At 54.9% G+C, this 25,860-nt stretch carries 25 protein-coding genes; 13 read left to right on the forward strand and 12 right to left on the reverse strand.

Annotated elements, in window-relative coordinates; translation table 11 throughout:
* Positions 1-29: 29 nt before the first annotated feature.
* From B0G80_RS29055 to B0G80_RS29075, 5 genes are all read left to right on the forward strand, one after another.
* Complete coding sequence (locus B0G80_RS29055) at positions 30-2,108, forward strand: pyridoxamine 5'-phosphate oxidase family protein (RefSeq protein ID WP_116121437.1); 2,079 nt, start codon at positions 30-32, stop codon at positions 2,106-2,108.
* Between the two features lie 88 nt (positions 2,109-2,196).
* Positions 2,197-2,637 carry a DUF305 domain-containing protein gene (locus tag B0G80_RS29060; protein WP_116121438.1) on the forward strand — a complete coding sequence of 147 codons (441 nt, stop codon included), beginning with the start codon at positions 2,197-2,199 and terminating at the stop codon, positions 2,635-2,637.
* A gap of 53 nt (positions 2,638-2,690) precedes the next feature.
* Positions 2,691-4,166, forward strand: coding sequence for a YncE family protein (locus B0G80_RS29065; RefSeq protein WP_116121439.1), 1,476 nt, complete (start codon positions 2,691-2,693; stop codon positions 4,164-4,166).
* Positions 4,167-4,323: 157 nt separating this feature from the next.
* Positions 4,324-4,551, forward strand: coding sequence for a DUF4148 domain-containing protein (locus B0G80_RS29070; RefSeq protein WP_116121440.1), 228 nt, complete (start codon positions 4,324-4,326; stop codon positions 4,549-4,551).
* Positions 4,552-4,625: 74 nt separating this feature from the next.
* Positions 4,626-6,086, forward strand: a complete 1,461-nt coding sequence (locus B0G80_RS29075; RefSeq protein WP_116123751.1) for a catalase — start codon at positions 4,626-4,628, stop codon at positions 6,084-6,086.
* A 115-nt stretch (positions 6,087-6,201) separates the two neighbouring features.
* On the opposite strand, the gene B0G80_RS29080 is transcribed toward B0G80_RS29075, so the two are convergent.
* The gene (locus B0G80_RS29080) at positions 6,202-7,836 is read right to left on the reverse strand and encodes an NADP-dependent glyceraldehyde-3-phosphate dehydrogenase (RefSeq protein ID WP_116121441.1); all 1,635 of its coding nucleotides are present in this window, start codon (positions 7,834-7,836) and stop codon (positions 6,202-6,204) included.
* A 227-nt stretch (positions 7,837-8,063) separates the two neighbouring features.
* Complete coding sequence (locus tag B0G80_RS46480) at positions 8,064-8,264, reverse strand: hypothetical protein (RefSeq protein WP_220377534.1); 201 nt, start codon at positions 8,262-8,264, stop codon at positions 8,064-8,066.
* Between the two features lie 543 nt (positions 8,265-8,807).
* On the opposite strand from B0G80_RS46480, the gene B0G80_RS29090 reads away from it, so the two are divergent.
* From B0G80_RS29090 to B0G80_RS29115, 7 genes are all read left to right on the forward strand, one after another.
* Positions 8,808-9,344 carry a carboxymuconolactone decarboxylase family protein gene (locus B0G80_RS29090; RefSeq protein WP_116121442.1) on the forward strand — a complete coding sequence of 179 codons (537 nt, stop codon included), beginning with the start codon at positions 8,808-8,810 and terminating at the stop codon, positions 9,342-9,344.
* 170 nt (positions 9,345-9,514) lie between these two features.
* Positions 9,515-9,721 carry a DUF6130 family protein gene (locus tag B0G80_RS48270; protein WP_408969443.1) on the forward strand — a complete coding sequence of 69 codons (207 nt, stop codon included), beginning with the start codon at positions 9,515-9,517 and terminating at the stop codon, positions 9,719-9,721.
* A gap of 50 nt (positions 9,722-9,771) precedes the next feature.
* A complete protein-coding gene (locus tag B0G80_RS48275) occupies positions 9,772-9,951 on the forward strand; it encodes a hypothetical protein (protein ID WP_408969445.1) in 180 nt (59 codons plus the stop codon).
* 207 nt (positions 9,952-10,158) lie between these two features.
* A complete protein-coding gene (tnpA, locus tag B0G80_RS29100) occupies positions 10,159-10,626 on the forward strand; it encodes an IS66-like element accessory protein TnpA (RefSeq protein ID WP_116121443.1) in 468 nt (155 codons plus the stop codon).
* Complete coding sequence (gene tnpB, locus B0G80_RS29105; RefSeq protein WP_116121444.1) at positions 10,626-10,979, forward strand: IS66 family insertion sequence element accessory protein TnpB; 354 nt, start codon at positions 10,626-10,628, stop codon at positions 10,977-10,979. The genes tnpA and tnpB overlap by 1 nt, the downstream gene beginning before the upstream one ends.
* Before the next feature lie 89 nt (positions 10,980-11,068).
* Positions 11,069-12,640, forward strand: a complete 1,572-nt coding sequence (gene tnpC / locus B0G80_RS29110) for an IS66 family transposase (RefSeq protein ID WP_116121445.1) — start codon at positions 11,069-11,071, stop codon at positions 12,638-12,640.
* A 115-nt stretch (positions 12,641-12,755) separates the two neighbouring features.
* Positions 12,756-13,586, forward strand: coding sequence for an alpha/beta fold hydrolase (locus B0G80_RS29115; RefSeq protein WP_116121446.1), 831 nt, complete (start codon positions 12,756-12,758; stop codon positions 13,584-13,586).
* A gap of 471 nt (positions 13,587-14,057) precedes the next feature.
* On the opposite strand, the gene B0G80_RS48280 is transcribed toward B0G80_RS29115, so the two are convergent.
* Together B0G80_RS48280 and B0G80_RS45450 are read right to left on the reverse strand one after the other, a co-directional pair.
* The gene (locus tag B0G80_RS48280) at positions 14,058-14,384 is read right to left on the reverse strand and encodes an AraC family transcriptional regulator (protein WP_116121447.1); all 327 of its coding nucleotides are present in this window, start codon (positions 14,382-14,384) and stop codon (positions 14,058-14,060) included.
* Positions 14,348-14,959 (reverse strand): hypothetical protein, encoded by a 612-nt coding sequence (locus tag B0G80_RS45450; protein WP_147309936.1) that lies wholly within the window; start codon positions 14,957-14,959, stop codon positions 14,348-14,350. Before B0G80_RS45450 ends, B0G80_RS48280 begins: the two co-directional genes overlap by 37 nt.
* A 413-nt stretch (positions 14,960-15,372) precedes the next feature.
* Here B0G80_RS45450 and B0G80_RS29130 point away from each other — a divergent pair, with 413 nt between their 5' ends.
* Positions 15,373-16,335 (forward strand): helix-turn-helix domain-containing protein, encoded by a 963-nt coding sequence (locus tag B0G80_RS29130; protein ID WP_116121449.1) that lies wholly within the window; start codon positions 15,373-15,375, stop codon positions 16,333-16,335.
* A gap of 272 nt (positions 16,336-16,607) precedes the next feature.
* On the opposite strand, the gene B0G80_RS29135 is transcribed toward B0G80_RS29130, so the two are convergent.
* From B0G80_RS29135 to metC, 8 genes are all read right to left on the reverse strand, one after another.
* Complete coding sequence (locus tag B0G80_RS29135) at positions 16,608-17,507, reverse strand: helix-turn-helix domain-containing protein (protein WP_147309937.1); 900 nt, start codon at positions 17,505-17,507, stop codon at positions 16,608-16,610.
* 827 nt (positions 17,508-18,334) lie between these two features.
* Positions 18,335-18,820, reverse strand: coding sequence for a DUF3331 domain-containing protein (locus tag B0G80_RS48285; protein WP_116121451.1), 486 nt, complete (start codon positions 18,818-18,820; stop codon positions 18,335-18,337).
* A gap of 695 nt (positions 18,821-19,515) precedes the next feature.
* The gene (locus B0G80_RS29145; protein WP_116121452.1) at positions 19,516-20,676 is read right to left on the reverse strand and encodes a porin; all 1,161 of its coding nucleotides are present in this window, start codon (positions 20,674-20,676) and stop codon (positions 19,516-19,518) included.
* Positions 20,677-20,967: 291 nt separating this feature from the next.
* Positions 20,968-21,963: a succinylglutamate desuccinylase/aspartoacylase family protein gene (locus tag B0G80_RS29150; protein ID WP_116121453.1), complete on the reverse strand. Its 996-nt coding sequence runs from the start codon at positions 21,961-21,963 to the stop codon at positions 20,968-20,970.
* Positions 21,964-21,983: 20 nt separating this feature from the next.
* Positions 21,984-22,808, reverse strand: coding sequence for a transporter substrate-binding domain-containing protein (locus B0G80_RS29155; RefSeq protein WP_258879068.1), 825 nt, complete (start codon positions 22,806-22,808; stop codon positions 21,984-21,986).
* Between the two features lie 96 nt (positions 22,809-22,904).
* Positions 22,905-23,693 carry an amino acid ABC transporter ATP-binding protein gene (locus B0G80_RS29160; protein ID WP_116121455.1) on the reverse strand — a complete coding sequence of 263 codons (789 nt, stop codon included), beginning with the start codon at positions 23,691-23,693 and terminating at the stop codon, positions 22,905-22,907.
* Positions 23,693-24,340 carry an amino acid ABC transporter permease gene (locus tag B0G80_RS29165; RefSeq protein ID WP_116121456.1) on the reverse strand — a complete coding sequence of 216 codons (648 nt, stop codon included), beginning with the start codon at positions 24,338-24,340 and terminating at the stop codon, positions 23,693-23,695. The genes B0G80_RS29160 and B0G80_RS29165 overlap by 1 nt, the downstream gene beginning before the upstream one ends.
* A 59-nt stretch (positions 24,341-24,399) precedes the next feature.
* Positions 24,400-25,677, reverse strand: coding sequence for a cystathionine beta-lyase (metC, locus tag B0G80_RS29170; RefSeq protein WP_309568797.1), 1,278 nt, complete (start codon positions 25,675-25,677; stop codon positions 24,400-24,402).
* Positions 25,678-25,860: the final 183 nt, after the last annotated feature.

Below are 25,860 nucleotides of genomic sequence, written 5' to 3' on the forward strand. Positions count from 1 at the left end.
GATACTTGACCGCTGCGCGGAGTATTAGAATGACCATACCGTCTACAAACCCGACCACCTCACCATGGCATGCGGGTGAGGTGACTCTTCAGCGACGGCTCGGGGTTGAGGCTCGAATGCATGAAGTTGGGAAACGGGTCATCCGCGACGCGATGCCGGACCAGCATCGTGAGTTCTTTTCCCGACTGCCGTTCGTTGTCTTAGGCGCGGTCGATGCAGGGGGCAACACTTGGGCAACACTCATTGCTGGCATGCCGGGTTTTCTCGCATCACCGACAAGCCGCGCATTGACGGTCAAAGCAGCGCTGGACCCTGACGACCCGACGACCACGGGACTGAACGACGGGTCGGCCGTTGGTTTGCTCGGTATCGAATTGCACACGCGTCGGCGCAACCGCCTGAATGGAATCGTGAGCGAAAGGACTTCGGCTGGCTTCTGCGTGCAGGTGACCCAGAGTTTTGGCAACTGCCCACAATACATCCAGGCCCGTGATTTCAATTTCGCTCGCGACCCTGCAACATTGGCACCGGCTGGCGGCGTTGAACTAGAGCACCTTTCTGTCGAAGCGCAAGCGCTCATTCGGAACGCCGATACGTTCTTTGTTTCATCGTACATCGACGACGATGACGGCCGACGTCAGGTAGATGTATCACATCGCGGCGGTAAGGCAGGCTTCGTCAGTATTAGCGAAGGCGGTGTCCTGACGATTCCGGACTTCGCAGGGAATCTCTTTTTCGCAACCCTCGGCAACTTTCTCATCAACCCGCGTGCGGGCCTCGTTTTCGTGGACTTCGAAAGCGGGGATATGCTGCACCTATGCGGCTACGCCGAGATCGATCTCGAGTCGCCCGGAATCGCCGCATTCCAAGGTGCTGAGCGGCTATGGCGCGTCACGCCTGAGCGGATTATCTACCGTGCCGGTGCACTGCCGTTACGCTGGCAGCTTCAGGCGAACGGCTGGTCACCCAACTCTCTGATGACGGGTAGCTGGGATGAGGCCGCCAGCCGGTTGAAAGCGGCGGCGCTAGCCACCGCGTGGAGACCATTCAAGGTTACGAAAATCGTGGATGAGAGCAGCGTCATCCGATCGTTCCATCTTGAACCGCTCGACGACGCCGGACTGATCCCACACACAGCCGGGCAGCATCTGCCTATTCGGCTGACACCTGCAGGATGCGACAAGCCGGTCATACGAACATACACACTGTCCTCGTCCCCCGCTGACGGCCTCTACCGAGTCAGTATCAAGCGCCAGGGCCGCGTGTCGGAACACATGCATGACAACATCCAGATCGGAAGCGTGATTGAAGCACGAGCGCCGGCTGGCCAATTTGCGGTCGATGCGTTCGAACGACGTCCTGTTGTTCTCTTGGCGGCAGGGGTAGGCGTGACACCCATGCTCGCTATGTTGCGTCATATTGTCTACGAAGGCCTGCGCACGAGACGCATTCGCAAGACATGGTTCTTTCATGCGGCGCGTTCTTTGAGCGAGCGTGCGTTCGACCAGGAGATCAGCGGACTGGCAGCAAGTTCCGGCGACGCCGTGCAGGTTGTCCGTCTACTGAGCGACCCGCAGGGCGCGCTCGAGGTCAAGGATTACGACAAGGTCGGCCGAATCGATGCCAAATTGCTTTGCAGTACGCTTCCGTTCAACGACTACGATTTTTACATGTGCGGCCCAACTGGCTTCATGCAGTCCGTCTACGACGGCCTACGAAACCTGAACGTCGCCGATAACCGCATTCATGCGGAGTCTTTTGGCCCAGCATCGCTCCAGCGACGCCGGGAAAAGGCAATCGATACACAGCCGGCGCGGGCGGCTGCATCCAAGCCTACGCCGGTAGTGTTCGTGAAGTCTGGCAAGGAAGCTAGCTGGTTCCCCGAAAGCGGCTCGTTGCTTGATCTCGCAGAGTCACGCGGGTTGTCTCCCGACTTCGGCTGTCGTGGCGGTAGTTGTGGCACTTGCCGCACGAGAATATTGGATGGCGCTGTGGCCTACGTCCTCGAAGCCGAATTCAAAGTAGAAGATGACGAAGCACTGCTCTGCTGTTCGGTTCCCGCAGACGAGGTGGCTGGCGGCGGAAAGCGACTATTACTGGATGTATGACACTCCACTCTAAGCCCCGTTTGACTGTACAAACGACTCGCTTGCGGGAAAAACTGGCAATCGATGCATAGCGAAAGGAGCGAGCTTCATGCTAGAACCACAGAAATTTTCGTTTAAGCACCTCCGTGTCACCACGATTACTGTTTTTGCGTGTGGCATCTCTCCGCTTCCGGCGCTCGCGGGCAATCAGAATATGGCAACTAGTTCAGAGCCCTGCTTCTTATCGGAAAGCGAAAACGCAATGACCAGGATGATGGACGACATGTCCGTCAAACCGGTGGGCAATGTCGACAAGGATTTTGTGTCAATGATGGTGCCACACCATCAAGGAGCTATAGACATGGCTCAGGCGGAACTTCGCTACGGCCATGACAAGCACTTACGCCGTATAGCACAGGAAATCGTCGTCGAACAGCGGCAGGAAATCGTTGCGATGCGCGTCGCCCTGGGCGAACCGATACCGCCCTATGAGCCCAATACTGCCGGCATTCTCACACGGGATTGCACAGCCGCGTTGACTCAACCCTAGTCGTACGACTACGGGTGGAAGGGTCAACTTCCATATGCGATACTGGAGTCATCATGAAACAGCGATGTTTCTCGACTAGTGCAATAAGCGCCGCTGCGTTCGTTGCTTACCAATTCGTATGGGCTGGACAAGCACCCGACTCGTCGTCAGCCCCTGATGTGCCAATAAGTCACCAAGACCGGGTGTATGCGGCCGAGCAGTTTTCCAACACCATCTCCGTAATCGACCCTGTAGAAAACACACTGCTCGGCGTAATTCGCCTTGGCGACCCTTCTCCGGGGAATATGAGTCCACTATATCGTGGGCAGGTGCTTGTTCACGGCATGGGCTTCTCGCCAGACCATCGCCTTATTGCCGTAGTGTCCATTGGCACGAATTCCGTCTCATTCATCGAAACGCAGACCAATACGGTCAAACACATCACCTACGTCGGCCGGGCGCCCCACGAGGTCTTTTTCACGCCAGACGGCAAAGAAGTCTGGGTAACGATACGCGGCGAAAACTATGTTTCGGTTCTAGACGGCAAGACGTTTGAAGAGAAGGATCGAATTGTCGTCCCGAACGGTCCCGGCATGCAAATCTTCTCGCCGGACGGCAAGTACGGCTACGTGTGTTCGTCGTTCACGCCAGAAACGGAGGTGATTTCTGTAGCCGACCACACCATCATTGGCAAGGTAACCCAGGCCAGTCCGTTCTGCCCAAATATTGCGGCTACGCCCGATGGCAAACAGGTGTGGTTTACGCTAAAGGACATAGGAAAAGTACAAGTTTTCGACGCCAAGCCACCGTTCGCACTACTCAAGAACATTGACACTGGCCCCATCACCAATCACGTAAACTTCATTCGCAACGCTAAAGGACAATTTGCCTACATAACGGTGGGTGCTCTCAATCAGGTCCAAGTGTTTCGTACGGACAATTTTGCGCCGGTAGCGACCATCCCTGTCGGTAATCTACCGCACGGAATCTGGCCATCAGGTGACGGCAATCGAGTCTATGTCGGACTCGAAAACAATGACGAAATGGTGGCGATCGATACACTGACCAATAAAGTGATCGCGACCGTCCCCATCGGACAGGCGCCACAAGCGGTTGCCTACGTACCAAACGCCGTGACGGAAGGAGACGGCACGCAAAATCTCCAGGCGCTCAATGTGGCAGGCCGGGCTACCCATCTCGCACTAGTGCCCGCCGTAGCGGAAGGATCGAGCACCGCGAATGCACCGACGACGGTCGCTCTCTTCGACCAAGGCCTACTCCAGGTATTGCAGGTATCCGCCAGTGGACTTCGACCGAGACAGCAGTATCTTTTAGGGCTTGCGGCGACCCCAGACGGCAAAGGTCCAATTGAAGCATTGGCGATTTTCATGACGAATCCAGCGGGCGCCGCGATTGTCAATGCAATCGGACAAATTCGGCAAGTAGTTTCCCCGGGCGATGCGTCGCCACGGAACAAGCGACGCTACTTGATAATCGCACCATCAAAAGACGGCGAGCCCTCCGAACCGGTTCAGGTACAGGCCTTGTAATCACCAATTTGGCGGAGGCCCGCGTGCCATTGCTACAGCCGCAGTGCGAAACAATAAGACGCGCGACGTATCCAGAGCGGATAGTGGTCTCGTTAGTCCGCTGGTCAACGCTATCGATGTGGTGGTCTAGGGCCGCCCTTCACCGCAGGAGGTCATCATGAAAGCAATCGTCTTTATCGCTATATTCGCCTCGGCCCTCGCTTCGGCAAGTCTCTTCGCCGAAAGTAAGACGCGAGCTCAGGTCTATCAGGAATTGATCGACGCCCAACAGAACGGGCTCAACTACGTCACAGACACGTCATATCCGGACGTCCATCCGTCTTTCACCGCGCAGGTCGCGCGGCGCAAACAGCAAGCCCCAACTCCGAGCACAGACAATCACTAAGCGCATTGAGCGAAGTCTAGACCACTAACGCTACGTTATCTATGTCGCTGATGTTGATTGCCGAGAGGTTTAGAATGAACAAGCTTACTACCGGTTTTGGTGCCCCAGTCGTTGACAACCAGAACACGCAGACTGCCGGTCCGAGGGGACCCGCACTCCTTCAGGACGTCTGGTTGTTGGAGAAACTGGCCCACTTCGACCGCGAGGTCATACCGGAACGCCGCATGCATGCCAAAGGGGCTGGCGCCTATGGGACCTTCACCGTCACGCATGATATTACGAGGTACACGCGGGCCAAGATATTTTCAGAGATTGAAAAAAGAACCGAAATGTTTGCGCGCTTTTCGACTGTCGCCGGCGAACGGGGTGCCGCAGACGCCGAACGAGACATTCGGGGGTTCGCACTGAAGTTCTATACAGAAGAAGGAAACTGGGACCTGGCGGGTAATAACACACCGGTTTTCTTTCTACGTGACCCGCTGAAGTTTCCGGATCTGAATCACGCCATAAAGCGAGATCCTGCAACCGGCCTGCGAAGTGCAGAAAGCAGCTGGGATTTCTTCACCCAATTACCCGAAGCGTTGCATCAAGTCACCATCGTCATGAGCGATCGCGGACTTCCACGCACATTTAGACACATGCATGGCTTCGGCAGCCATACCTTCAGTTTTATAAACGCAGCGAATGAACGCTATTGGGTCAAGTTCCATTTTCGTTCGCAGCAAGGCATAAAGAATCTGACTGACGCAGAGGCCATGGAACTGATTGGACATGATCGTGAGAGTTCGCATCGCGATCTTTATGAGAGCATTCAAAGGAAGGAGTTTCCGCGCTGGACCATGTTTGTACAGATCATGCCGGAACGCGAAGCGACCACGTACCGAATCAACCCCTTCGACCTGACCAAGGTATGGCCCCATCGGGACTATCCACTGATCGAAGTGGGCGTGGTCGAACTTAACCGAAACCCAGACAACTTTCTCGCGGACGTGGAACAGGCGGCGTTCAACCCCGCGCATGTCGTGCCGGGTATTGGATTTTCTCCGGACAAGATGCTGCAAGGAAGGCTATTTTCGTATGGGGATGCACAACGCTATCGCCTTAGCGTGAATATCAACCAGATTCCGGTAAACGCGCCGAGATGCCCGCTTCACAGCTATCACCGAGACGGCACGATGCGAGTCGACGGCAACGCCGGCGGCGCAACGTCGTATGAACCTAATACGCGTAAGGAATGGCTCGAGCAGCCGGAATTCAGGGAGCCGCCATTGAGCCTTGAAGGTACGGCGGACCATTGGAACCACCGTGTCGACGAAGACTACTACTCGCAACCAGGCGCGCTATTCAGGCTGATGACCCCGCCCCACCAACACGCACTATTTGAGAATACCGCCCGCGAGTTGAGCAACGTATCAGAGCCGATTCGGAAGCTTCACATCGAACACTGTATGAAAGCGGACCCTGCATATGGCGTCGGAGTCTCCCGGGCCATTGGTCAGATAATGCACGGCAATGGGCCCTCGACGGATCGCTGAACCGCGACTAGGCCGGCCATTTTCCTGACAGACAGGAGCCGCGCAGCCCGACAGGTGTGCGCCTTGGCAGCGCACACCTGTCTGGACATGCATGGGTATCTCTGGAAACAACAACCTAGAAAATAAACCCCGTTTTGATGAACCTCGATCGATGATCAGTGACAATTGCGTCGAGGAGAATCTTACTCTCGTCCGTTTGCTTGGCTGCGACCATCGAGCGAATCGAGAATGCGCGCAACGCGTCGGTCACAGAGAGTGTCCCTTCAGCAGAATCCTTGCGGCCAGCGAACGGAAAAACGTCTGGCCCGCGCTGGCACTGACAGTTAAGATTTACGCGACAAACCTGATTGACGAGCGGATCGACCAGCTGTCCTATCTGGGAAGGATCAGAGCCGAAGATACTGACTTGCTGCCCATGATCCGACGTGATCACGTACTCAAGCGCCGTTTCAATATCCTTGAATGGTGTGATCGGGATAAGTGGACCAAACTGCTCTTCACGATAAAGAGTCATTTCTTCCGTCACGGGGTAAATAACGGCGGGATAGAAAAGCGTCTGGCAGAACGTTCCACCACCTTCGTTCACAATACGCGCCCCTTTGGCCTCCGCATCGTCGATAGCAGCGATCATGTAGGCGGTCCTATGTAATCCCGGCAGCGGCGTAATATTCACACCAGTCTCCCAAGGCATGCCCACTTTCAGCTTACCGACCGCATCGGCAAATCGCTCCATGAATTGCTCGACGATGGACTCATGCACAATGAGAATCTTGAGCGCGGTACAACGTTGACCGTTGAATGAAAGTGTCCCAAGCAGACATTCTTTCACGGCCAGATCGAGATCCGCATCCGGAAGGACAATGGCCGCGTTCTTGGCGTCGAGCCCAAGGATCGCCCGAAGCCTGTGCGACTTCGGATGTTGTTTCTTCAAATGGTCGGCCACCTTACTCGAACCGATTAATGCCAGCACGGCGATCTTTCCCGTCGCCAGCATGTGCGGCACCACTACGGCTCCGGGCGCATAAATCGTGTTAATTACGCCCTTGGGAAACGCGTCACGAAACGCTTCGAGCAGCGGGTAAAACAGAAGCGTGCCGTATTGCGGCGGCTTGAACACGATGGTATTGCCCATCAAAAGCGCGGGAATCAGTGTTGCAAAAGTTTCATTCAACGGATAGTTGTAGGGTCCCATACACAGGACTACGCCAAGCGGTGTGCGCCGTATTTGACCGATAGTGCCCTCAGCAATGACAAAGCGAGAGCTGGCGTTGTCTTGCACCTTGAGGGCTTCGATCGTTGCGCCCATGTACTCGACCGTCCGGTCGAATTCCTTTCGCGAATCGCCCAAACTCTTGCCAATTTCCCACATGATCAGATTGACGATTTCAGCCCGCAGCACAATCATGCGTTTGATGAATTCCTGCATGCACGTAATGCGCTGCTCCACCGTCATTGTGGGCCATTCGCCCCGGCCCGCGTCGTAGGCTCTGACGGCAGAATTTAACGCCGCGTCGCTTTCCGCCTCGCCCATCACTGGGTAGCTGCCGATTTCGACCTGTTGTACAGAGCCATCAGGCTGCATTACGCACACGGGCGACAGTACTGTCTTGCAATCTCCCTCCCAGGCGACCAAATTCCCGTCGACAAGGGAGACGCGCTGATGAACCTGCGACGCGAAGCGGAACTCTTCAGGTATGTCGAGAAATGCCGGAAAACATTGTTTCAGCGATTCAGGAGAAACTCCAGACATGTTGCTTCCTCCAGCCGTCTCACGACCTTTGGCCGTCGAGACTTCACAAGAATCAATCTGTCGCCGCGAACTTTTCCCCGAACGGGGGTGAGAAGATCTTCAAGGCGACGCACTATTGGGGACAACAGCCAGAGGCTTTTCGAGACGGAACTGACGAATTGACAGTGCACCTGCAACGCAGTCGACAATTCCATACTCTGCGAGCTCAACCTCGAACCCAGCTCGCATCAACTTGCCGAAATTAGACTGCCGAAGCCAAAACCAAAACCAAAACCAAAGCCAAAGCCAAAGCCAAAGCCAAAGCCGGACGGATAGGAGTCTCGAGTGGCGCTACCATGTATGTCGAAAAGAAATGGCGAACGTAATGTACGTGAAATCCAAAGCAGCCGCACCCTTTCTCGCAAGTCATCATCATTGACCGTCCTCATGTCGTTGCCGCGTTGCCCCCTTCTCATGGAAGCAGAGTCACTCGGTTCCAGATGTGCGCAACACATTAGCAGTACAGCGCGATATACGATGCATTTCAGACGTTACATCAAACGCGTGGAAGTATCTTTCTAATTCGCACGGTGACAATACAATTAAGCAACACATTGACGAAATGCGGGTACGGGCGCTTTCAGTGTTAAAGAGCGCGAGTCTACTCGTGCAGGTTGGCCACGCAAGAGAAACGGTTGCTCTCGCTGAGGAGTTCGACATTGCAGCCGTGATCCGGGGTAACGGGCCAGCGGGCCGCTTAAGCGGATCTCCTAAACAATGGTTGCCGTGCTTTCCTGACAGTGGCCGTTCTCAACTGATAGCGGCATTCACGAGGGCAGTTCATAATTCTAATCATGCGTCTTGCAGCAACGTTACCCTAAGTGAAGTACCACTCTTCATCCGATACATCTATTGGCTAGCGTCTGCGCTTCCTCATCTCGCTAGAGTGCCAAATCTGGCCGAGAGCTCAAAACACCCTCTAGGAGGGACCAATGTCACGTATTTCGACGATTCGGGCCGACCAAGCAACCGGTGCCGCAGCGGACATCTTCGCCAAAATCAAAAAATCTGTCGGCAAAGTGCCCAACGCGTATTTGACTGTCGGCACCCATAACCCGGAAGCGTTGGGCGCATTGCTTTCGGCCGATGATATCGTCAGCCGTGGCACTCTAACCAAGCAGGACCATGAGGCCATCAACCTTGCTGTTAGCGAGGCCGTCGGTTGTGACTACTGCGTGGCAGCACATACCGCGATCGGCAAGATGGTCGGCCTCTCCGAAGAGGCAACCCGGCAAATCCGTGCAGGGCAGTCCACCGGTGACGCAAAACGAGATGCGCTGGTGCACTTCGTCCGAAATCTCGTTCTCACGCACGGAACGGTCAGTGAGGCGGAATTCTCAGCCATTATCGATGCGGGCTACACGCAAGCCGAGCTGATTGATATCAGCCTGGCCATATCTGCAATCACATTCACCAACGCGATCAACCGAATCAGCGATACGACACTGGATTTTCCGAAGATCAATTGATCGACAGACTTTGGGCAATCCACCGTCACAGCTACGCGTTAGCAAAGCAGCTCTCTGGTACTTGCAACAGGGGGTTCCACGCCTCCAATTGAGCGGCCGTGTCGACGCGAGCCAGTGCGCCGCCAGAAAGCACCCAGATTGGAGCGCCGTCATGATGCATGACATTTATTATGCTCATAGCGGTGGCAGCAATACTCTCCGATACCATCGCGTCGGCGCAAACTGCCAAGGAGATTCGCGGCGCGAACCCAGTTGTACCGCACGCGACAGAGCCGCCGGCGAAGATTGTGGCCGACCCGCCTCTTCCGCATTCACTCGCCAATGGATACATCTTCATCCAGAATCGCACCGACAATCTTCACATCGACCGGTGTTAGGACCGAAAGCGATTGATGATTCACCCGGAACGGGACACATCCACGTGACCGTGAACGATGCGCAGTGGCACTGGGCCGACTCGAGCGGCGAAGCCGTTAATCATCGTCGGTCTTCAGTTGGACCGCACAAAGTGTTGATACAACTCGTCAATGCGAACCACGAGACCCTCGACAAGACAATAGTCACCTTCGTGGTTCCGAAACAGTTCTTGAGAAAGCCCGCGCCTTGACCTGTCTAAGTCAGGATATTCCTTCCGTCATCGTGCGAGACTTTGCGGAAATTCTGCTGGTAATAACCCGTTTTACTCGCCCGACACAGGGATCACAGGACACGATCATGAGACCAATGAACCGTAAGCGCTAAATAGAACACACCTATCATCGTCTGTGTTTAAGGGCGACGATTGCGTCCGCAACCTACATTGCGGACGCAAACCATGAACGACGACGAGTCTGATTTTCTGCCACTGCGGGTCATTCGAGAATGCTCCAACGGCAAGCGAAGGTACGACCCTGAGGGTAAGCGCCGACTGATCGAGGCGTGCTTGCTGCCGGGTGCGTCAATCGCCGGCCTCGCACTCAAGGCTCAGGTAAACGCAAACCAGCTGCACAAGTGGATTCGCCTGCATGAGAGGGCAAAGTCTGCTCGTGCAGCCGAAGACACGGTCGACCCGGCAACGACGGCGTTCATCCCGGTGGTTTCTCCCGAACACAGCTATCCGGATTCCGATCCCAAGTCGTCAGCGCTGCCAGTGTCTTCGAGTCACAGGCAATCGGCGACTGTGTCGCGACCCATGGCGCGCCTGGCGGCGCAACTGCCAAACGGGGTAAAAGTCGAACTTGAGTGCTCACGACACGATGCGACACTTGTCACGGCATTGATCGCCGCACTGGGAGCGCATTGATGTTCCGCCTTGACTCCGACCTCCGCGTCTACCTGCACCGCGAGCCTGTCGACTTCAGGGCTGGCATCAATAGCCTCACGGCGTTGGTTGAACAGTCGATGCAGCTCGATCCCTTCGCCCGCGCCGTATTCGCGTTTCATAACCGCAAACGCAACCGCGTCAAGCTGTTGCTGTATGAGCGCTCAGGCTTCTGGCTAATGTTAAAACGTCTCGAGAAGGACCATTTCATGTGGCCGCGCCGCAAGCAGGCAGTGATCGAGCTGACGACCGAACAGCTGCACTGGTTGCTTGATGGCATTGACGTCGATGCGATGCGCCGTCATCCCGCACGACAGTACCATCATACAAGCTGATGCTGAGAGCATTGCTGGGCAACGTCGTCGACAGCCGTTACAAATTTCCGTAAACCCATTGTGCGTTCTGATTCGCTACTGTGGGTAGCATGGACGAACGCGAATTCTCCCGATTGCCTCCAGCCGCGCAGGCTTACATTCGTGAGCTCGAGGCCCGCAACCGCCAGTTGGGTGAGCGAGTTCGCCATCTCGAGGAACAGTTCCGGCTTGCGCAACACAAGCGCTTCGCACCGAGCAGCGAGAAGCTTCGGGATCGTGTCTTCAACGAAGCCGAGCAGGCCGCAGCCGAGGATCCTGAGGATGACGTGGGCGAACTCGACTTGCCTGACACGGGTTTGCCGGAAGCGCCAGAGGCTGCTCGCCGCAAGCGAGGTCGCAAGCCTCTGCCAGCGGATCTTCCCCGCCAGCGCATCGAGTACGACCTGCCCGAAGAACAGAAGATCTGTCCCTGTTGCAGCAACGCGATGCATCGTATGGGCGAGGAAATCAGCGAGCAACTGCATATCGAGATGAAGGCCTCAGTCTTGCAGCATGTTCGCTTCAAATATGCATGCCGTCATTGCGAGCGTTTCGCCGAGCGTACGCCGATCCTGGTCGCGCCGATGCCGGCGCAACCATTACCAGGCAGTCAGGTCAGCCCCGCTATGATCGCCACAGTAATGACGGGCAAGTATGTCGACGGCACGCCGCTATACCGGATGGAGGACGCGCTCGGGCGCGCGAACATTCCGGTGGGCCGAGGTACATTAGGACACTGGGTCATCAAGCCAACGCAATTGCATCTGGAGCGCCTCTACCAGTCGTTACGCAAGACCTTGCTGTCGCAGCCACTGATTCATGGCGACGAAACCACCGTTCAGGTGCTGAAGGAGCCGGGCAAAACCGCGCAAAGCCAGTCTTATATGTGGCTGTATCGAAGCGGGCAGGATAGCGCAGAGCCGGTGGTGTTGTTCGACTATCAACCCGGACGTGGCAAGCAATATCCCCAGACGTTTCTCGCGGATTACAAAGGCATGGTGATGTCCGACGGCTACAGCGGGTGGCGAACGATCAAGGGCGTGACTCACTTCGGTTGCCTTGCTCATGCGAGACGCGGATTCGTGGAGGCCCTGAAGACGCAGAAAAAACCAGGCAAACGGGCACAGCAGGCTCTCGAATTCTTCCAGCGACTCTATCGCGTCGAAGCACTCGCACGAGAGAAGCCGCCGAGCGGCGAAACCCGTGCTGCGTATACATTACGATTGCGACGACAGCACAGCGTTCCGCTGCTTGACGCATTTAAAGCCTGGCTGGACGAGCAGGCACCACAAGTGCCGCCCGAAAGCTCGCTGGGCAATGCCATCAGATACACGCTTAACCAGTGGGAGTATCTCAGCCGTTACGTTGCCGACGGGCTAGCCCCGGTTGACAACAACATTGCGGAACGCGACATCCGCCCGTTTGCCACCAGCAGGAAAGTCTGGCTCTTCAGCGACACAGTCGCGGGAGCGAAAGCCAGCGCCGTCATCTACAGCCTCGTGCTTACGTGCCGCGCGTGCAACGTCGAGCCGTACGCGTACCTGCGTCACGTCCTTACGCAACTGCCTCAACGAGCCCCCGAGACCGACATCAGCGATCTGCTGCCATGGAGCTTTCTGCAGGTCTCCAGCCACGTCGGCTGACGCCAGCAACCCCTTGCGCAACGTCGCCAGTCACTCCAGACCGCTTGCCCGCTAGCAAATTCACGGCGCTGGGCGACGCTCATACGTAGGCCGTGCGCTCAATTTAGCGCTTACAATGAACCGACGCTCCCCGCCTGCTCTTCTCAAGACAAGCGCCATCACAGTCTGTCTCCTTGCATTGTTGGTGTTATTTGGCTTCGGTCCCTCCACGGAAGCGCGCGCCGCATCGCCGCCGACCAAGCCGACTATAGTCCTCGTGCACGGTGCGTTCGCGGACTCCTCAAGCTGGAATGGCGTAGCGAGCCGCTTACTAGCAAAGGGATATCCCGTTGTCGCAGTCGCAAATCCGCTACGCGGTGTTCAAAGCGATGCGCAATACGTTGCTGGAGTCCTAGCTTCCATCGCGGGACCAATTATCCTGGTGGGTCACTCATACGGAGGGAACATCATTACCAACGTGGCCACAGGCAAAGACAATGTCAAGGCACTCGTCTACGTATCTGGCCTGGCGCCAGACTCTGGCGAAAGCGCCGCAACTCTCTCAGGGCAATACCCAGGAAGCACGTTGGGCCCAACGCTTGCGCCTCCAGTCCCACTAGCGGATGGGGGGAAAGATTTGTACATCAAACAGGCAGATTTTCACGCACAGTTCGCCGCCGACGTTCCTGCAGCACAGGCAGCACAAATGGCCGTTGCACAGCGGCCGATTACCGAAGCGGCGCTTAAAGAGCCGTCCGGAACACCCGCCTGGAAAAGTATCCCCTCGTATTTCATCTACGGTAGTCGCGACAAAAACATTCCGCCGGCGCTTCAACCCTTCATGGCGGACAGAGCGCATGCCAAAAAGACGGTCGAAATCCTTGGGGCCTCACACGTTGTCATGATTTCTCATGCAGACGCCGTCGCAAAGATAATCGAGGACGCGGCTGACGCCGCCGGCAAATAAGTAAGCTGTCTCGATGTGCCCGCGAACTAAGCAACGATGGCCGCTAAGAAACGCATCGTTGTGTGTGGCTTCAACATCTCGGACACTCTGAGCGGATACCCGCAGCTCGCCACCTGTAACCAGATTGGTCGAGCAAATGAGATAAGACGGTGATTGTGAAGCTGGCAAGACCTGTATTCGCGTCTGGCGTCGCCACTCGACGGACGGTGTTATGCGGCAACCGATTGAGCACGCACACTTCACCGCTCACCCATTTTGTATATTCGACGGCGTCGATCGGCACGGGACATTTCGAACGTCTGGCCTGCGAATGATCACCGCTGATATGTCTACATTTTTTCTCCTCGCGTGCGGGAGACGCGAAATCGGGCGGCAGACAAGAGCTGTTTGCGGGCGCACAAAGTAGCAGCCGCGAACTGCAACTGCTCGGGCCGTCTACATGACTCGCCGCCGCGTCCCTACAGTAGCGAACTAGCGAGACCGAAAAACCTTCCAGGCGCGAGGCGTCATGCCAACCCCCTTATAAAAAACCCTAGTTAAATGACTTTGGTCTGCGAAACCCGCTAACGACGCGATCTCTGAGATACTCATTGAACCACGTTCCAATAGCCTCTTTGCCATTTCCACCCGGCGCAACAATAGCCATCGGTGTGGAGCAATTCCCACTGACTGCTTGAATGAGCGCGCGAAATGATTGGCCGACATTCCGCATTCCATCGCTAGAAATGCCAGGCTCACTGCCCCGGAGAGGTTATTGTCTATTAGCTCTTTCGCTCGCGCCAACTGCCACGGGGCCAATCCCCCTTGGCACCACGGTCTTTTAAAAAAATGTTTCCATACTTTCCGGATAAGTGGCCATAGAAAGCCTCCATAAGTCCAGACAAATAGAGCAGGTCGGCGTCCTCTGGACGGGCGACTGCAGCCCGCATCATGAGACTCAACTGATATGTGACAGGATCAACCGTGCCATTTGGGACCACGAGCTCACGTATCAGCGGCGCGTCGCTGTTTTCGGCCATTGCGGCGAGGTTGGTGCGAGGGAAATATATCTGCAACGATTCCAGTGCCCCTCCATAGTATGCGGTGGGCTTCTGCTCAAGGTCGACCACCGAAATTGTTCCGACTGGCAATGGACCAACGGGTACGGGTCTTCCATCTAGCCACAGGTCATGCACCAGCGGCTGCAAAAGGACGCAAATAATCAACGCCGGCTGCACTGGAATGGGTAGCGTCTCTCCAACTCCCTCTTTACCGCAAGCCACGTGCGTCGCAGCAAAGAATGCCCCCGGCCTAAGAACTGCCGATACCGAAGGGGCCTTTGGCATGCGAAAACGACGCGCAATTTCGTCACCGTATGCACCGACAACTGTCATCTCTCCCCCAACGAAGATCTCTGGACAATCCAATCCTTATTGATAGCAGACGTAGAAGGCACCTTCAAGCACGCGGACCAGCGCCCGTGCAAGTTTGCTTACATGGCGTATGCCGATTGGATGCACATTTATCACGAACTGCTGCCGAAAGACGGTTGCCCGCTATGCCCCTCGAAGTGGGAGCGCCAATCTCGAAGAGATCGTGCTCAGCACGATAAGAATGTTCAAAGGTCGCAGGAACGTACTAGAGTACGCGGTTTTGTAGACTGACAATAACCTCATGAGATGCTTAGATTTGGCGCGCGAACCTCAGCTTCCATTGGTCAATTGAGCCAGAGCTTTAGACGATTCTAGGTAGCTCCTCCTCAATAGTACGAATATGCACCTGGTACAGAAAATAGCCGAGGCTCAAAATGTCGACAACTGTGGAAAGCTTTCAAAATCACACAACGCTTACCCTGCCACGCAATCGCGCATCGATAGAGGAAGAGGCATCCTGGCGATGGAATACAAAGGCAAAATCGAGCAACGATCAACCTTCGATCGAGATTGGTCGATGGAATAAATGGCACGCAGGAACGCATGAACTTATCGCCCCGACCTTCGAAAATCATTACACGATCGAAGTACTCCTTGGCGAGACCTACGTTGACTGCTTCAACGATGAGAAACACGTTACTGGAAAACTAGCCGGGTTTGGGTCGACTCAAGTCGCAGCGCCTGGCCAGCAAATTCGTTGTCGCTTCGACAGATCAACTGAAGCCATTCATCTGTTCATCCCACGCCCAACTATCTTGACGGCTTGCGAAGAGTTGCAACATCGAAATTGCGCGGAGGAAATCGCAATTTTTGATCCCTGCTTCGCTACGGATCCGACCATGGGAAGGCTTATTGAGGCCATAGCCGGGGCTTATAGTCTTCACGACGCCTTCATTTCGTGCTACGTGGAAAGCCTTATGGTGGCCATTCTCGCGAGACTGATCGGCGCTCGAAGCGACCTGATTGCTGACAGATCGTCTAGTAGCGGGCTCGTGAAATGGAGACTCCGCCGTGCGATAGACTTCATCGAGGCAAATCTTCAGGAGCATGTAACATTATCGGACATTGCTAAGCATGCCGGCCTCAGCCGCATGCATTTTGCAGCACAGTTCCGGCGGGCAACTGGGTTTACCCCTCACCAATTTTTGACGCTTCGGCGAGTTGAACGCGCCAAGAGTCTTTTAAGCGAAGGACGGCTCGAGATCGTGGAGATCTCCGCAAACGTCGGGTTTCATTCTCAAGCTTACTTCACGAGCGTTTTCCGGAAAATAACGGGGACGACCCCAAGTTGTTGGCGCCGCAGCACGAGTTACAATAATAAAAATGGTTGGACTTGAGAGTATGACTTTTTTAATCTCCACTCTGGAAAAACGCCACTCCAGACGGACTTCATTAGCCGCAGCATGCATATAATAAGCACATGCAAATTATACTCTTCACGACAGCTCATATTTTACCGCCGACTCCGTCGGTCGATACGACACGGATTTGATAATAAACCTGGTTATAATTCTTAAGTTAGATTTTCCAATCCATTAAATGAATTACCCATGCAGCACCAAAATTGAAGTTCGCTCTGGTCAAGCTAGGATTTTGCGCATTTCCAAGCCTAATGCGGGCGCAATACTCGCCATGCGTTTGGAGTGATACCCACCAATCGCGAAAACACTCGAGTGAGATGACTTTGATCGGCAAAACCGGTTGCGAGTGCTATCTCAGCTACGCCCATATTTCCAAGCCGCAATAAGTGCTTCGCCACGTCAACTCGACGCAGTAGCAGCCATTGATGGGGAGGAATACCCACCGACTCCCTGAACGCCCGCGCGAAATGAGTCGGTGAGAGGCCACACTCTCGAGCGATGAAGGCCAAGCTAACATCACCAGAGAGATTTTCGGAGATAAGTTCTTTAGCAGCCGCCAATTGCCATGCGGTTAGCCCACCCTTTCCACGGTTCCGGATTCCCATATTGCCGTATGTAGCCGCCAAGTGCCAATAAAAAGCGTGCAGTAAGCCGGACAAGAACAACTGGTTAGCTTGCTCTGGATGCTCAAGCGCGGGAATCATCAACTTAGCAAGCTGATACGTTATGATATCAACTGTTCCATTCGGAATCACGAAATCATTGATTGCTCGCTCTTCGTTTTCGTCCGCCATCGCCGCGAGACTCTTTCGGGGAAAATAAAATTGCATACAGTCCAATGCGCCGCCAAAAAACGCACATGACTCTTGTTCCAAGTCGACAACGGATAACGCAGCAGACGGCCACGGATGAACCGGAACGGGTTTCCCAGCGATCCAAAGCTCGTGAATCAGTGGTTGGAACTGAACATTCACCATTAAGGCAGCCTCGACAGGGAGCGGCAGCGTCTTGCCGATTCCTTCTGGTCCGCAAGTTACCCGTGTGACCGCAACCGCCGCTCCAGGTCGGAGGCTTGTCAATATCGACGGCGATTTCATCAGACGAAAAGCCTGTCTTATTGATTCGCCATATGCGCCGGGCTCTGCCACGTTCGATCCTCAACGCGACAACGTATCGCATCAAGCCAGAATTGATACCACACACCAGCTGCCGAGAAAATGAACATTTGCATGTGGGAGCTTGTCAGCAATATATTTCACGACACCGCTGCTGGACCTCCATGCTAGTCCCGGCGGACGGCACTCGAGACGAGGCAACGGTTTTTCCCTTACTGAACAGGTCATTCTTCTCTGTGTCGTGATACGACGTCATCGATCCGCAGGTGTCTAGCACATGCGGCGATCGCTCGATACGAGGCGTCATCCAAATCGAAGGTGACGCCGACGGTGCCGTAACCAATATGGAGTGAGCCGCAACCTGGTTTGGGTCATCGCCTGTAGCAGACGGACAGCATCCTCATGTTTTCGTAGGCTCTAGTTCTTCAGCCATTTCTTCAGGCAACGTGCTGTCGCGAGAAACGGTACGTCCCGTATCGAGGAAGACTATTCGACGTGTGCATACTCGCGGACTCGAGAAAGCAGTGCGCGATTGAGCCGCCGCAGACGGTCCTTGCTCAACAGTATCAAATTTGCGGATATCGAACAGCAGTTATTCTAGCTCGTGCGCGTGCCAATTCAAGCCGTTGGCCGACATTGACCACGTCAAGATTGGGTCGAGAGAACGTACACGTACCAGACAGTCTCGGTAGCGGGGACGGTTTCGACGCCAAGAGCGGTCCCCCTGCGAGCACCGAATCTGTGCAAACATGAACAGCGCGTTTAGAATGGAGTTCGGCACCGATATACAGGATGCGACTCCTTATGTTGGCGAAGCGGCACTATCAGAAAGCTGTTTTCCACCGATCCGATCGGAAGACTTATTCGGCGGCCAGAGCTGGCAGTGCGCTCAGCAGAATCATCGCGTCTGCGTTGACCGGCGGAGGCTTGCTCCGGCTAGGCTTGAAAATATCCTGGCCTCGGGAAATGATTGCACCACTCAGGGCACAAACACCCGAGCTAGTTGATTTTGACCTGCTCCAGCGTTGGTCGACGTAGCTGCAAGCGGTCGGATCATGCCAGACAATCGTTAAGCTCCTTTCTGACCACTCAACGATTTCGACGTTGGCCTGTGTGACCGTATTACATTCCCACGCTTTCGTGGAAGTTCCGACACACCGCGCGACGTCCCTGTGAGCTCGACCCCGACTATCCGCGTCTACCGCACTCGGGGAATCGCCGGCAAACGCACCGGTTACGGCCCGAAGCTCATCCAGTATGATCCGCCAGGCGTCGAGGCTGCCGATAACAGAATCCATAGCTGAAAATCCTCCTGATAGCCACAAGTGTAAGCTGGTCGCCGACATTTAAAACTAGGATGTTGGAACCCGATCCGGTTGTATTTCACTATTGCACGAAGCGGCGTGCGCGTAACGAAAACGCACGCTTACCCGCTTTCGTGGCCTGTGCGAAAGCTGCCCCACGGACTGGGCGCCAGTTCGACAGACTGTTGGCGGACATAACCGTTACCTGCATGATAAGGGGCATACCAGCCTTGGCATGACGCTCACCCTGATCAACAAGACGGTCTGCTACGCCCGTGTGTCTATGCATGGCTAGGGCTAACAGCTAACGACATAGGCGACGCGTCTGGCTTGTGCGTGCTGCTGCGGCGTGCGTCATTGCCCGTCGCGGGCAAGTTGACTGAACGTGTGCCACGCCCGAATACGGCCGTCCAGATTCCGGTGCGAGACGGTCATCGCGCCCTCCATCTACCTGCGAGGAAAGCCCAGAATCGCGTGTGACCGCCTCGCGTGGCGTTCATCGGGCGTACAAAGGTTTAATGCGCGAGCGTTAGCTCGTCGCCCTACAGTGCGAACGACACCCTCGGTAACGAGCGCTCGTCACGCTGCCTTAGCAGGGCCATCGTTTGTCCTGCGAAGACAATCTGCACGTGCAGACCTGCGCACGTTGAAACGATCGGTACCGATGTTGCAAATGCGCGGTGAACGGTTCGCACAATAGTGCATCGAACACGTCCACACCGGCATAACTATGTAGCTTAAAACTTATGGCGGATCCCTGCAGCCACCACTGATTGGTTTGTCGTAGAGGAAGGGGACAAGCCGAGAATGTTAGCGCGTGCAGTCATACGCGTCGAATCCGTACCAGATGCATGCTGGTACACTGCCGCGACGTAGAGATCCGTCCGCTTGGACAGGAAGTAGTCTGCCCCAATCGCTGCCTGGTGGTATTCCACGCTGTTTACGCCGTAGCCTTTCGTATAGTTATAGGCAATACCCAAGAGAAGAGCCGGCGACACCAGATACTTGAAATTGAGTTCAACGTTGTGGAATTTTGCCGACCCGCCCTGATATCCATAGGGATTCAGTCCGGTGCCTGCTTCGCCCCCCAGGTTCTTGAACTGTGTGTTGCTGTAAGTTGCTCCGACTGTCGCCGGCCCGATCGTGTAGGCGCCGCCGGCCGCAAAGACCGTCTGGCTCTTCGCAGAGGCGTAGCCACTGATCACCACATTCGATCCAAAGTTTGAACCGGTAGCACTCGATTGTGGGTTATTTCCGAAAGCGGAAAAGTTCGGGTCTTTGATGTCCAGATAGCCTACGCCCAAAGTGATCGGGCCCTGAGTATAGCCCGCTCCCAACGACCATATTTGATTGCGCGAATATTGACCGGCGACTCCGCCCACGCTATACAGCCCACCGAACTTCAATCCCGCGTAGTTTGCACTCGTGTACTTGACCGCATTATTAGTGCGATTGGAGTTGTTCATGTTATCGAGATCACCAGGGTGGGCAGCGAAGTAGGTGGCCCACTGACTGCCGACTTCAAGCCCGCCCGTGTAATCGACGACTGAGTCGTATTGACGACCGAGGGTCACAGTCCCGTACGTACTTGACATGCCGACGTAGGCGGAACGGCCGAATTCGCTCCCGCCTTGGGACAGCGTACCCTTCATCACATTGAATCCATTTTCGAGAACAAACAAGGCCTTTAGTCCGCCGCCGAGGTCCTCAGTACCACGCAAGCCCCAACGATCGCCCTGCAAACCACCCCCAATCAGGGCGACCTGGCTGTGCCCGCCAGCATTATTTGTGTACTCCGCCGCCGCGTCGACGATGCCGTATAACGTCACGCTGCTCTGCGCTTGGACCGCGCCGGAAAACGCGCTGATTGCGGCCACAGCGCATAAGGATTTCTTCATAAAGCAACCTCTATTAATTTAGTCAATTAGGATCAAAATAAGCATCTTCTATTAAACACCGAGACGTTCTTTTATATTAATATGTACCCCTAATTTATATACATATACTACTTATAGCGCACGTTTCCATCGAAAATCAAACGTACAGAGCACCAAGCGGAAAAGGCATAGGGGATAGACGTGCGTTCACATTGCGTTGCCATACGGCATTAGCATCGCAATGTGAACAGCTAAGCTTTTAGCTGCGCCGACGGGCCCGAAAACGCTTTGAAACAGATAGGTAGCTAGCCCTCACGCGTCGCTGGCAAGTTGGAAGAGACAATCGCCACGGCGAACCGCTGCTTGGACCCTCCTGAGTACGACTTCACCCTCGGACGAAAACACTTCCGGCACCGGCTCACGCATCGGGGTATCGGGAAAATGAATCAGCGCGGCGGGTTGCCCAACGCTGACCCGCTCGCCTAGCTCCACGAGCGGCTCGTACACTCCATGTTCGGATGCGTAGACGTACTGCTGAGCGCCTTCAACTCGAAGAAACCGGGTCCGCGTCGGTGCAGATGCCGGCACAAGGGGACCACGCAGAACCTTGATGTAGCCGAGCAGGTGCAGCAGGCCGTGCGTCGCCTCACGCAACAGTGTGGAACTCACGGTTGCGCCACCGCCTAGCTCTGTCAAAATTGAGATAGCCCCCTGTCGACGTGCCGCTGCCGAGATATTTACGGAATTCGGCGCATGTAGAAACGCTTTGGCAAGACCAAAGGCGCCAAGTAATCCCCTAACATGTGTGTCTTCTTCCGGCGTGCGCGGCTCAAGAGCCAGCATATTGCAGCCCTCATAAAGCAGCGAGCTGCCCCCTGAGTGCAGATCCACCAGATACTGTGCTCGCGATAGCAGTGCGTTTTCGATATAGTCGGCAATAATCTGAGTCGGTGTGCCGGCCGGGTCTCCCGGAAAAAGGCGGTTCAGATTTCCATTGTCGATCGGTGAAGTTCTGAGGCCTGCCTCCGCCGCCGGGAAGTTAGCCATTGGGAGCAAAATGATCTGCCCAGACACCATTTCTGGCTCGATCTCTCTGACAAGGCGCGACGCAAGAATTTGCCCTTCGAATTCGTCGCCGTGATTCCCGGCCATAATCAAAATAGTCGGCCCCTCACCGCGCTTGATTGACGCCACTGGAATCGGGATGTAGCCGTACGCTGAGCGATGTACGGAATGTGGCAGTCGAAGATAACCAACGTGCTTTCCCTCTGCGTCGAAATCCACTTCACTCCTGATTGGATTTTTCATATCCTAGCCTTCTTTCCCGTTCACTTGGAGAGCGCTTTTTTGATATTGCCGGCCATGTCGTAATCCTTCCCGAGGTACTTCTGGCCTATCTTCTGGACGGTGCCGTCCGCCAACATATCGGACAGCGCCTGGTTCACAGCCTGTGCCAACGTTGGTTCGTTCTTCGGAATAGCGATACATCCGAGCGAGAACGTAAGGGGCTCTCCGACCTCCTTAATAGGAAGATGATTGATCTCTTTAGTCTTGTAGCCTGCAAAATGTGACTCGATGACGGCGTCCGTTCGTCCTGTCGCCAGATCGTTATAGAGAAAGCCCCCATTGTCATAACTCACAATTTCGGACTTCGTAAGATGCGCACGCGCCCATACTTCGTTGGCGGTGCCCGCGTCAACGCCCACTTTCTTCCCCGCCAACGACGCTAAGTCTTTGATATCGGTGTTTTTATCGTTGACCCAAATTAGAAATCCCTGGGCTGTGTATGGCACGGAAAAATCAACAACCTTTTTGCGCTCCGATGTCGCCGCCATGCCGCTTACGATCAAATCATATTTTCCGGTCTTCAGCCCGTCGACGAAGTTCGAGAACGTGTCAGCTACAAATTCAACCTTTTTTATACCAAGTCGTCGCGCGACCTCGTTGGCGACATCGACGTCATAGCCGGCCAGCTTGTTGTCGGTCCCGAGAAAACTCCAAGGAGGGCTAGTCTGCGTGTTTGCGATTGTAAGCACGCCCTTCTTCTGTAAGTCGGCGAGTGAGTTGTCACTTGTCGCGGCCTTCACCGTATTCGAAAAAAATATTGCGAAAGGAAGTATGAATGCGAGGAGTGTTCTGCTACGAATATTCATTCTAATCATCCGAAAGGAATTAAATCTGAGGCGAAGTCACCGGAAGAGTGGCTCTCTCGTTGCGATCGATCTAAACGTCAAACGCTGTCGCCGGTCTCAGGCGGTCAGCCGCCCCAGAAATTGACGAGTACGTTGGCTTTGGTTGTTGTCACCGAAAAACTCCGACGAACTCGAATCCTGGACCACATTGCCTCCCTCCAGGAACAACACTCGGTCGGCCACGTCGCGTGCAAACTGAACCTCATGGGTAACAACAAGCATAGTCATACCGGACCGGGCGAGATCACGCATTACGCCCAGCACTTCATCCCTGACCTCCGGGTCAAGCGCTGACGTCGGTTCGTCGAAAAATATGACCTTTGGGTCCATCGCGAGCGCGCGCGCAATTGCGACGCGTTGCTTTTGTCCGCCTGATAAACGACTTGGGTATTCGTTCGCCTTTTCAACCATTCCAACACGCGCTAAAAGCGTTCGTCCGCGCTCGCGCGCAACGTCTTTTGCGATGCCTTTCACGCTAATCAGACCTTCGATGACGTTCTGCAGAACAGTCATGTGAGGAAATAGATTGAACGACTGAAAAACCATGGCAGTGTTTTGACGAATTTCTGACATGCGTCTGCGATCATCGCGGCTGATCTTCCACGCCTTGCTAGAAGAATTTGGTGCGCGGCACTCAACGGAAATGCCGCAGACTTCAACCGTGCCTGCCGTAGGAATCTCGATGAAATTGAGGGAACGGATCAGTGTAGTTTTACCGGATCCAGACGGTCCCATGATCACCACAACCTCGCCCGCCCAGACGGTCATGTTGATACCGTTCAGAATAACGCTATCGCCGAAGGTCTTCGAGAGACCATTTACTCTTACAACTACATCCGTGGTCATCAATATCTCCTCGAAAGACGGTCTTCTATCAACGTTTGGGCGATCGTCAATGCTTGGCTAATGAGCCAATAAATCGCACCAACAATCAAGAACATGTCCATGTATCGAAACGTTGCCGCGCCGAGTGTGTTCGCGACGCGGGTCAGCTCGACCACTGTTACCGTCGATGCTAAGGAAGTATCCTTCATTAAACCGATTAGGCGACTGGCGACGGACGGTGTCGAAATTCGAAGCCCCTGTGGCAATATGATCCGGACCTGATTCTTCCAATATCCCATCCCAAGTGACATCCCCGCTTCCCATTGTCCTCTGTCAACTGCTCTAATGCCCGCGCGGAAGTCTTCGCTTAAATAGGCAGCGATGTACAGAGTCAGTGCGAGCGCCGCTGCAGCGAATGGCCCCAGCTCTATGCCGTAATACGGGAGGCCGAAATAGATAAGAAGGATCTGGACTAATAGAGGTGTGCCGCGAAAAACGGACACATACGCGAAAGCTAGAGATCGAAAAACCCGATAAATGCTTGTCCGCGCCAGAGCGATTAGAAGGCCCAGCGACGCACCGCAGATGAACGAGACAACTCCTAGTGACAACGTCGCCACAATCGCCATCTTGAGCAACGGCAACGCGCGAAAGAACAGTTCGAACATAGTTTTCCTTAACTCGTCAAAGAGTGACGAGCTGTCTCCATCATACAAATTCCAATTAATCAGCAGAATTTGGCATATTCAGCTAGCCCGTTCTTAAGGTCTTCGATCATCGCGAGGGAATCCTCAAGTCCGATCGAGATGCGTACGACTGGCTGATCGGTCGGCGAGAATTTTCGCCCCTTCTGCAGCGCTGCCGGGTAGTAGGCGATCAAGGCCCGCACTCCCCCCCAACTTGCACCTATTGAAAAAACTCGAAGAGCATCGAAGAAGGCGGTAAAGGCTCGTTCTGGGGCAGGCTTGAGAATGACTGAGAACAAACAACCACTACCGGCGAAATCGCGTTTCCAGATCGCGTGGCCTGGATCTGACTCCAATGCGGGAAGCAAGACTTGTTCGACCAAGGGGTGCGCTGAGAGCCAACGTGCGACAGACAGCGCGTTCGCACTCTGCGCATCAAATCGCAGTCTGAAGGTTTCCATGCCACGCAGAACCAGGAAGCAATCGTCGGCACTTACTGCCAGGCCCAGCGTTGCTTGGGCTTCACGCAGTTGCTCGTAAAGAACGGAATCCCGGACGCTGATCGACCCCATCAGCAGATCCGAGTGACCTCCAAAAAACTTGGTGGCGGCCTCGACGCTGATATCAACACCATGTTCAAGCGGCCTGAATGCCAAGGGACTTGCCCAAGTGTTGTCAATCATCGTCAATACCCCATGCCGCTTTGCGGCTGCCGCAATGGCTGGAATATCAGCGGTTTCCATGGTGATGGTACCGGGAGATTCCAGACAGATCATTTTCGTATTAGGCTTGATCAGTTCTTCGATTTCCCCCCCAATCGCCGGCGGGTACACCTCCACGTCGATACAAAGTTTAGACATCCAGTTGTGAGCGATTGCCTTGAGGCCGCCATACGACGCATCCGATATCAGAAGGTGATCGCCAGCGCGCAAAAATGTCAGTACGGATGCGGCAAGCGCTGCCTGGCCGGAGGGCAAAACCACGCAATGCTGCGCCCCTTCAAGTGCGGCTATCCTTGATTCGAGTTCCCGATGTGTAGGTGTCCCCGTGACACCATAGCTGTATCCGTCCGGCTGCCGCGACTTGCGTCCGACAAAGTCCTCAAGCGTGTCGAACACAATCGTTGAGGCCCGGTGGATGGCCGGGGATAGACTTTTAAACGGCTGACGATTCTCTGAGGCGTTTGGCATAAGACTGTCCGGGAATTCTGGGAGTAGTAACAGCGAAATCGACGGCGCTTCGTGAAGCTTGACGAGGCGAGTATCCCGCACGGCGGTCAGGCCGGCTACACTCGAAATAATTAGGTCAATAAGCCGCACTTATAGATTCCGGCAGGTTCTGAGTCGCATTTGTCTGCGACCCGACCGCCGCTGCAAGGCGATTCGGACATTTCGGCGGAAATCCCACATCCGTAGGGAACGGCCGCCACGCAAGGGGGCGAGCGGGAGCCATTGGGCGCGCTGCTCACGGTGTAAGTAGCTCAGGCGACGCCGTGGAGTGCC

This window comes from Paraburkholderia sp. BL6669N2 (assembly GCF_003387275.1).
Classification (GTDB): Bacteria; Pseudomonadota; Gammaproteobacteria; order Burkholderiales; family Burkholderiaceae; genus Paraburkholderia.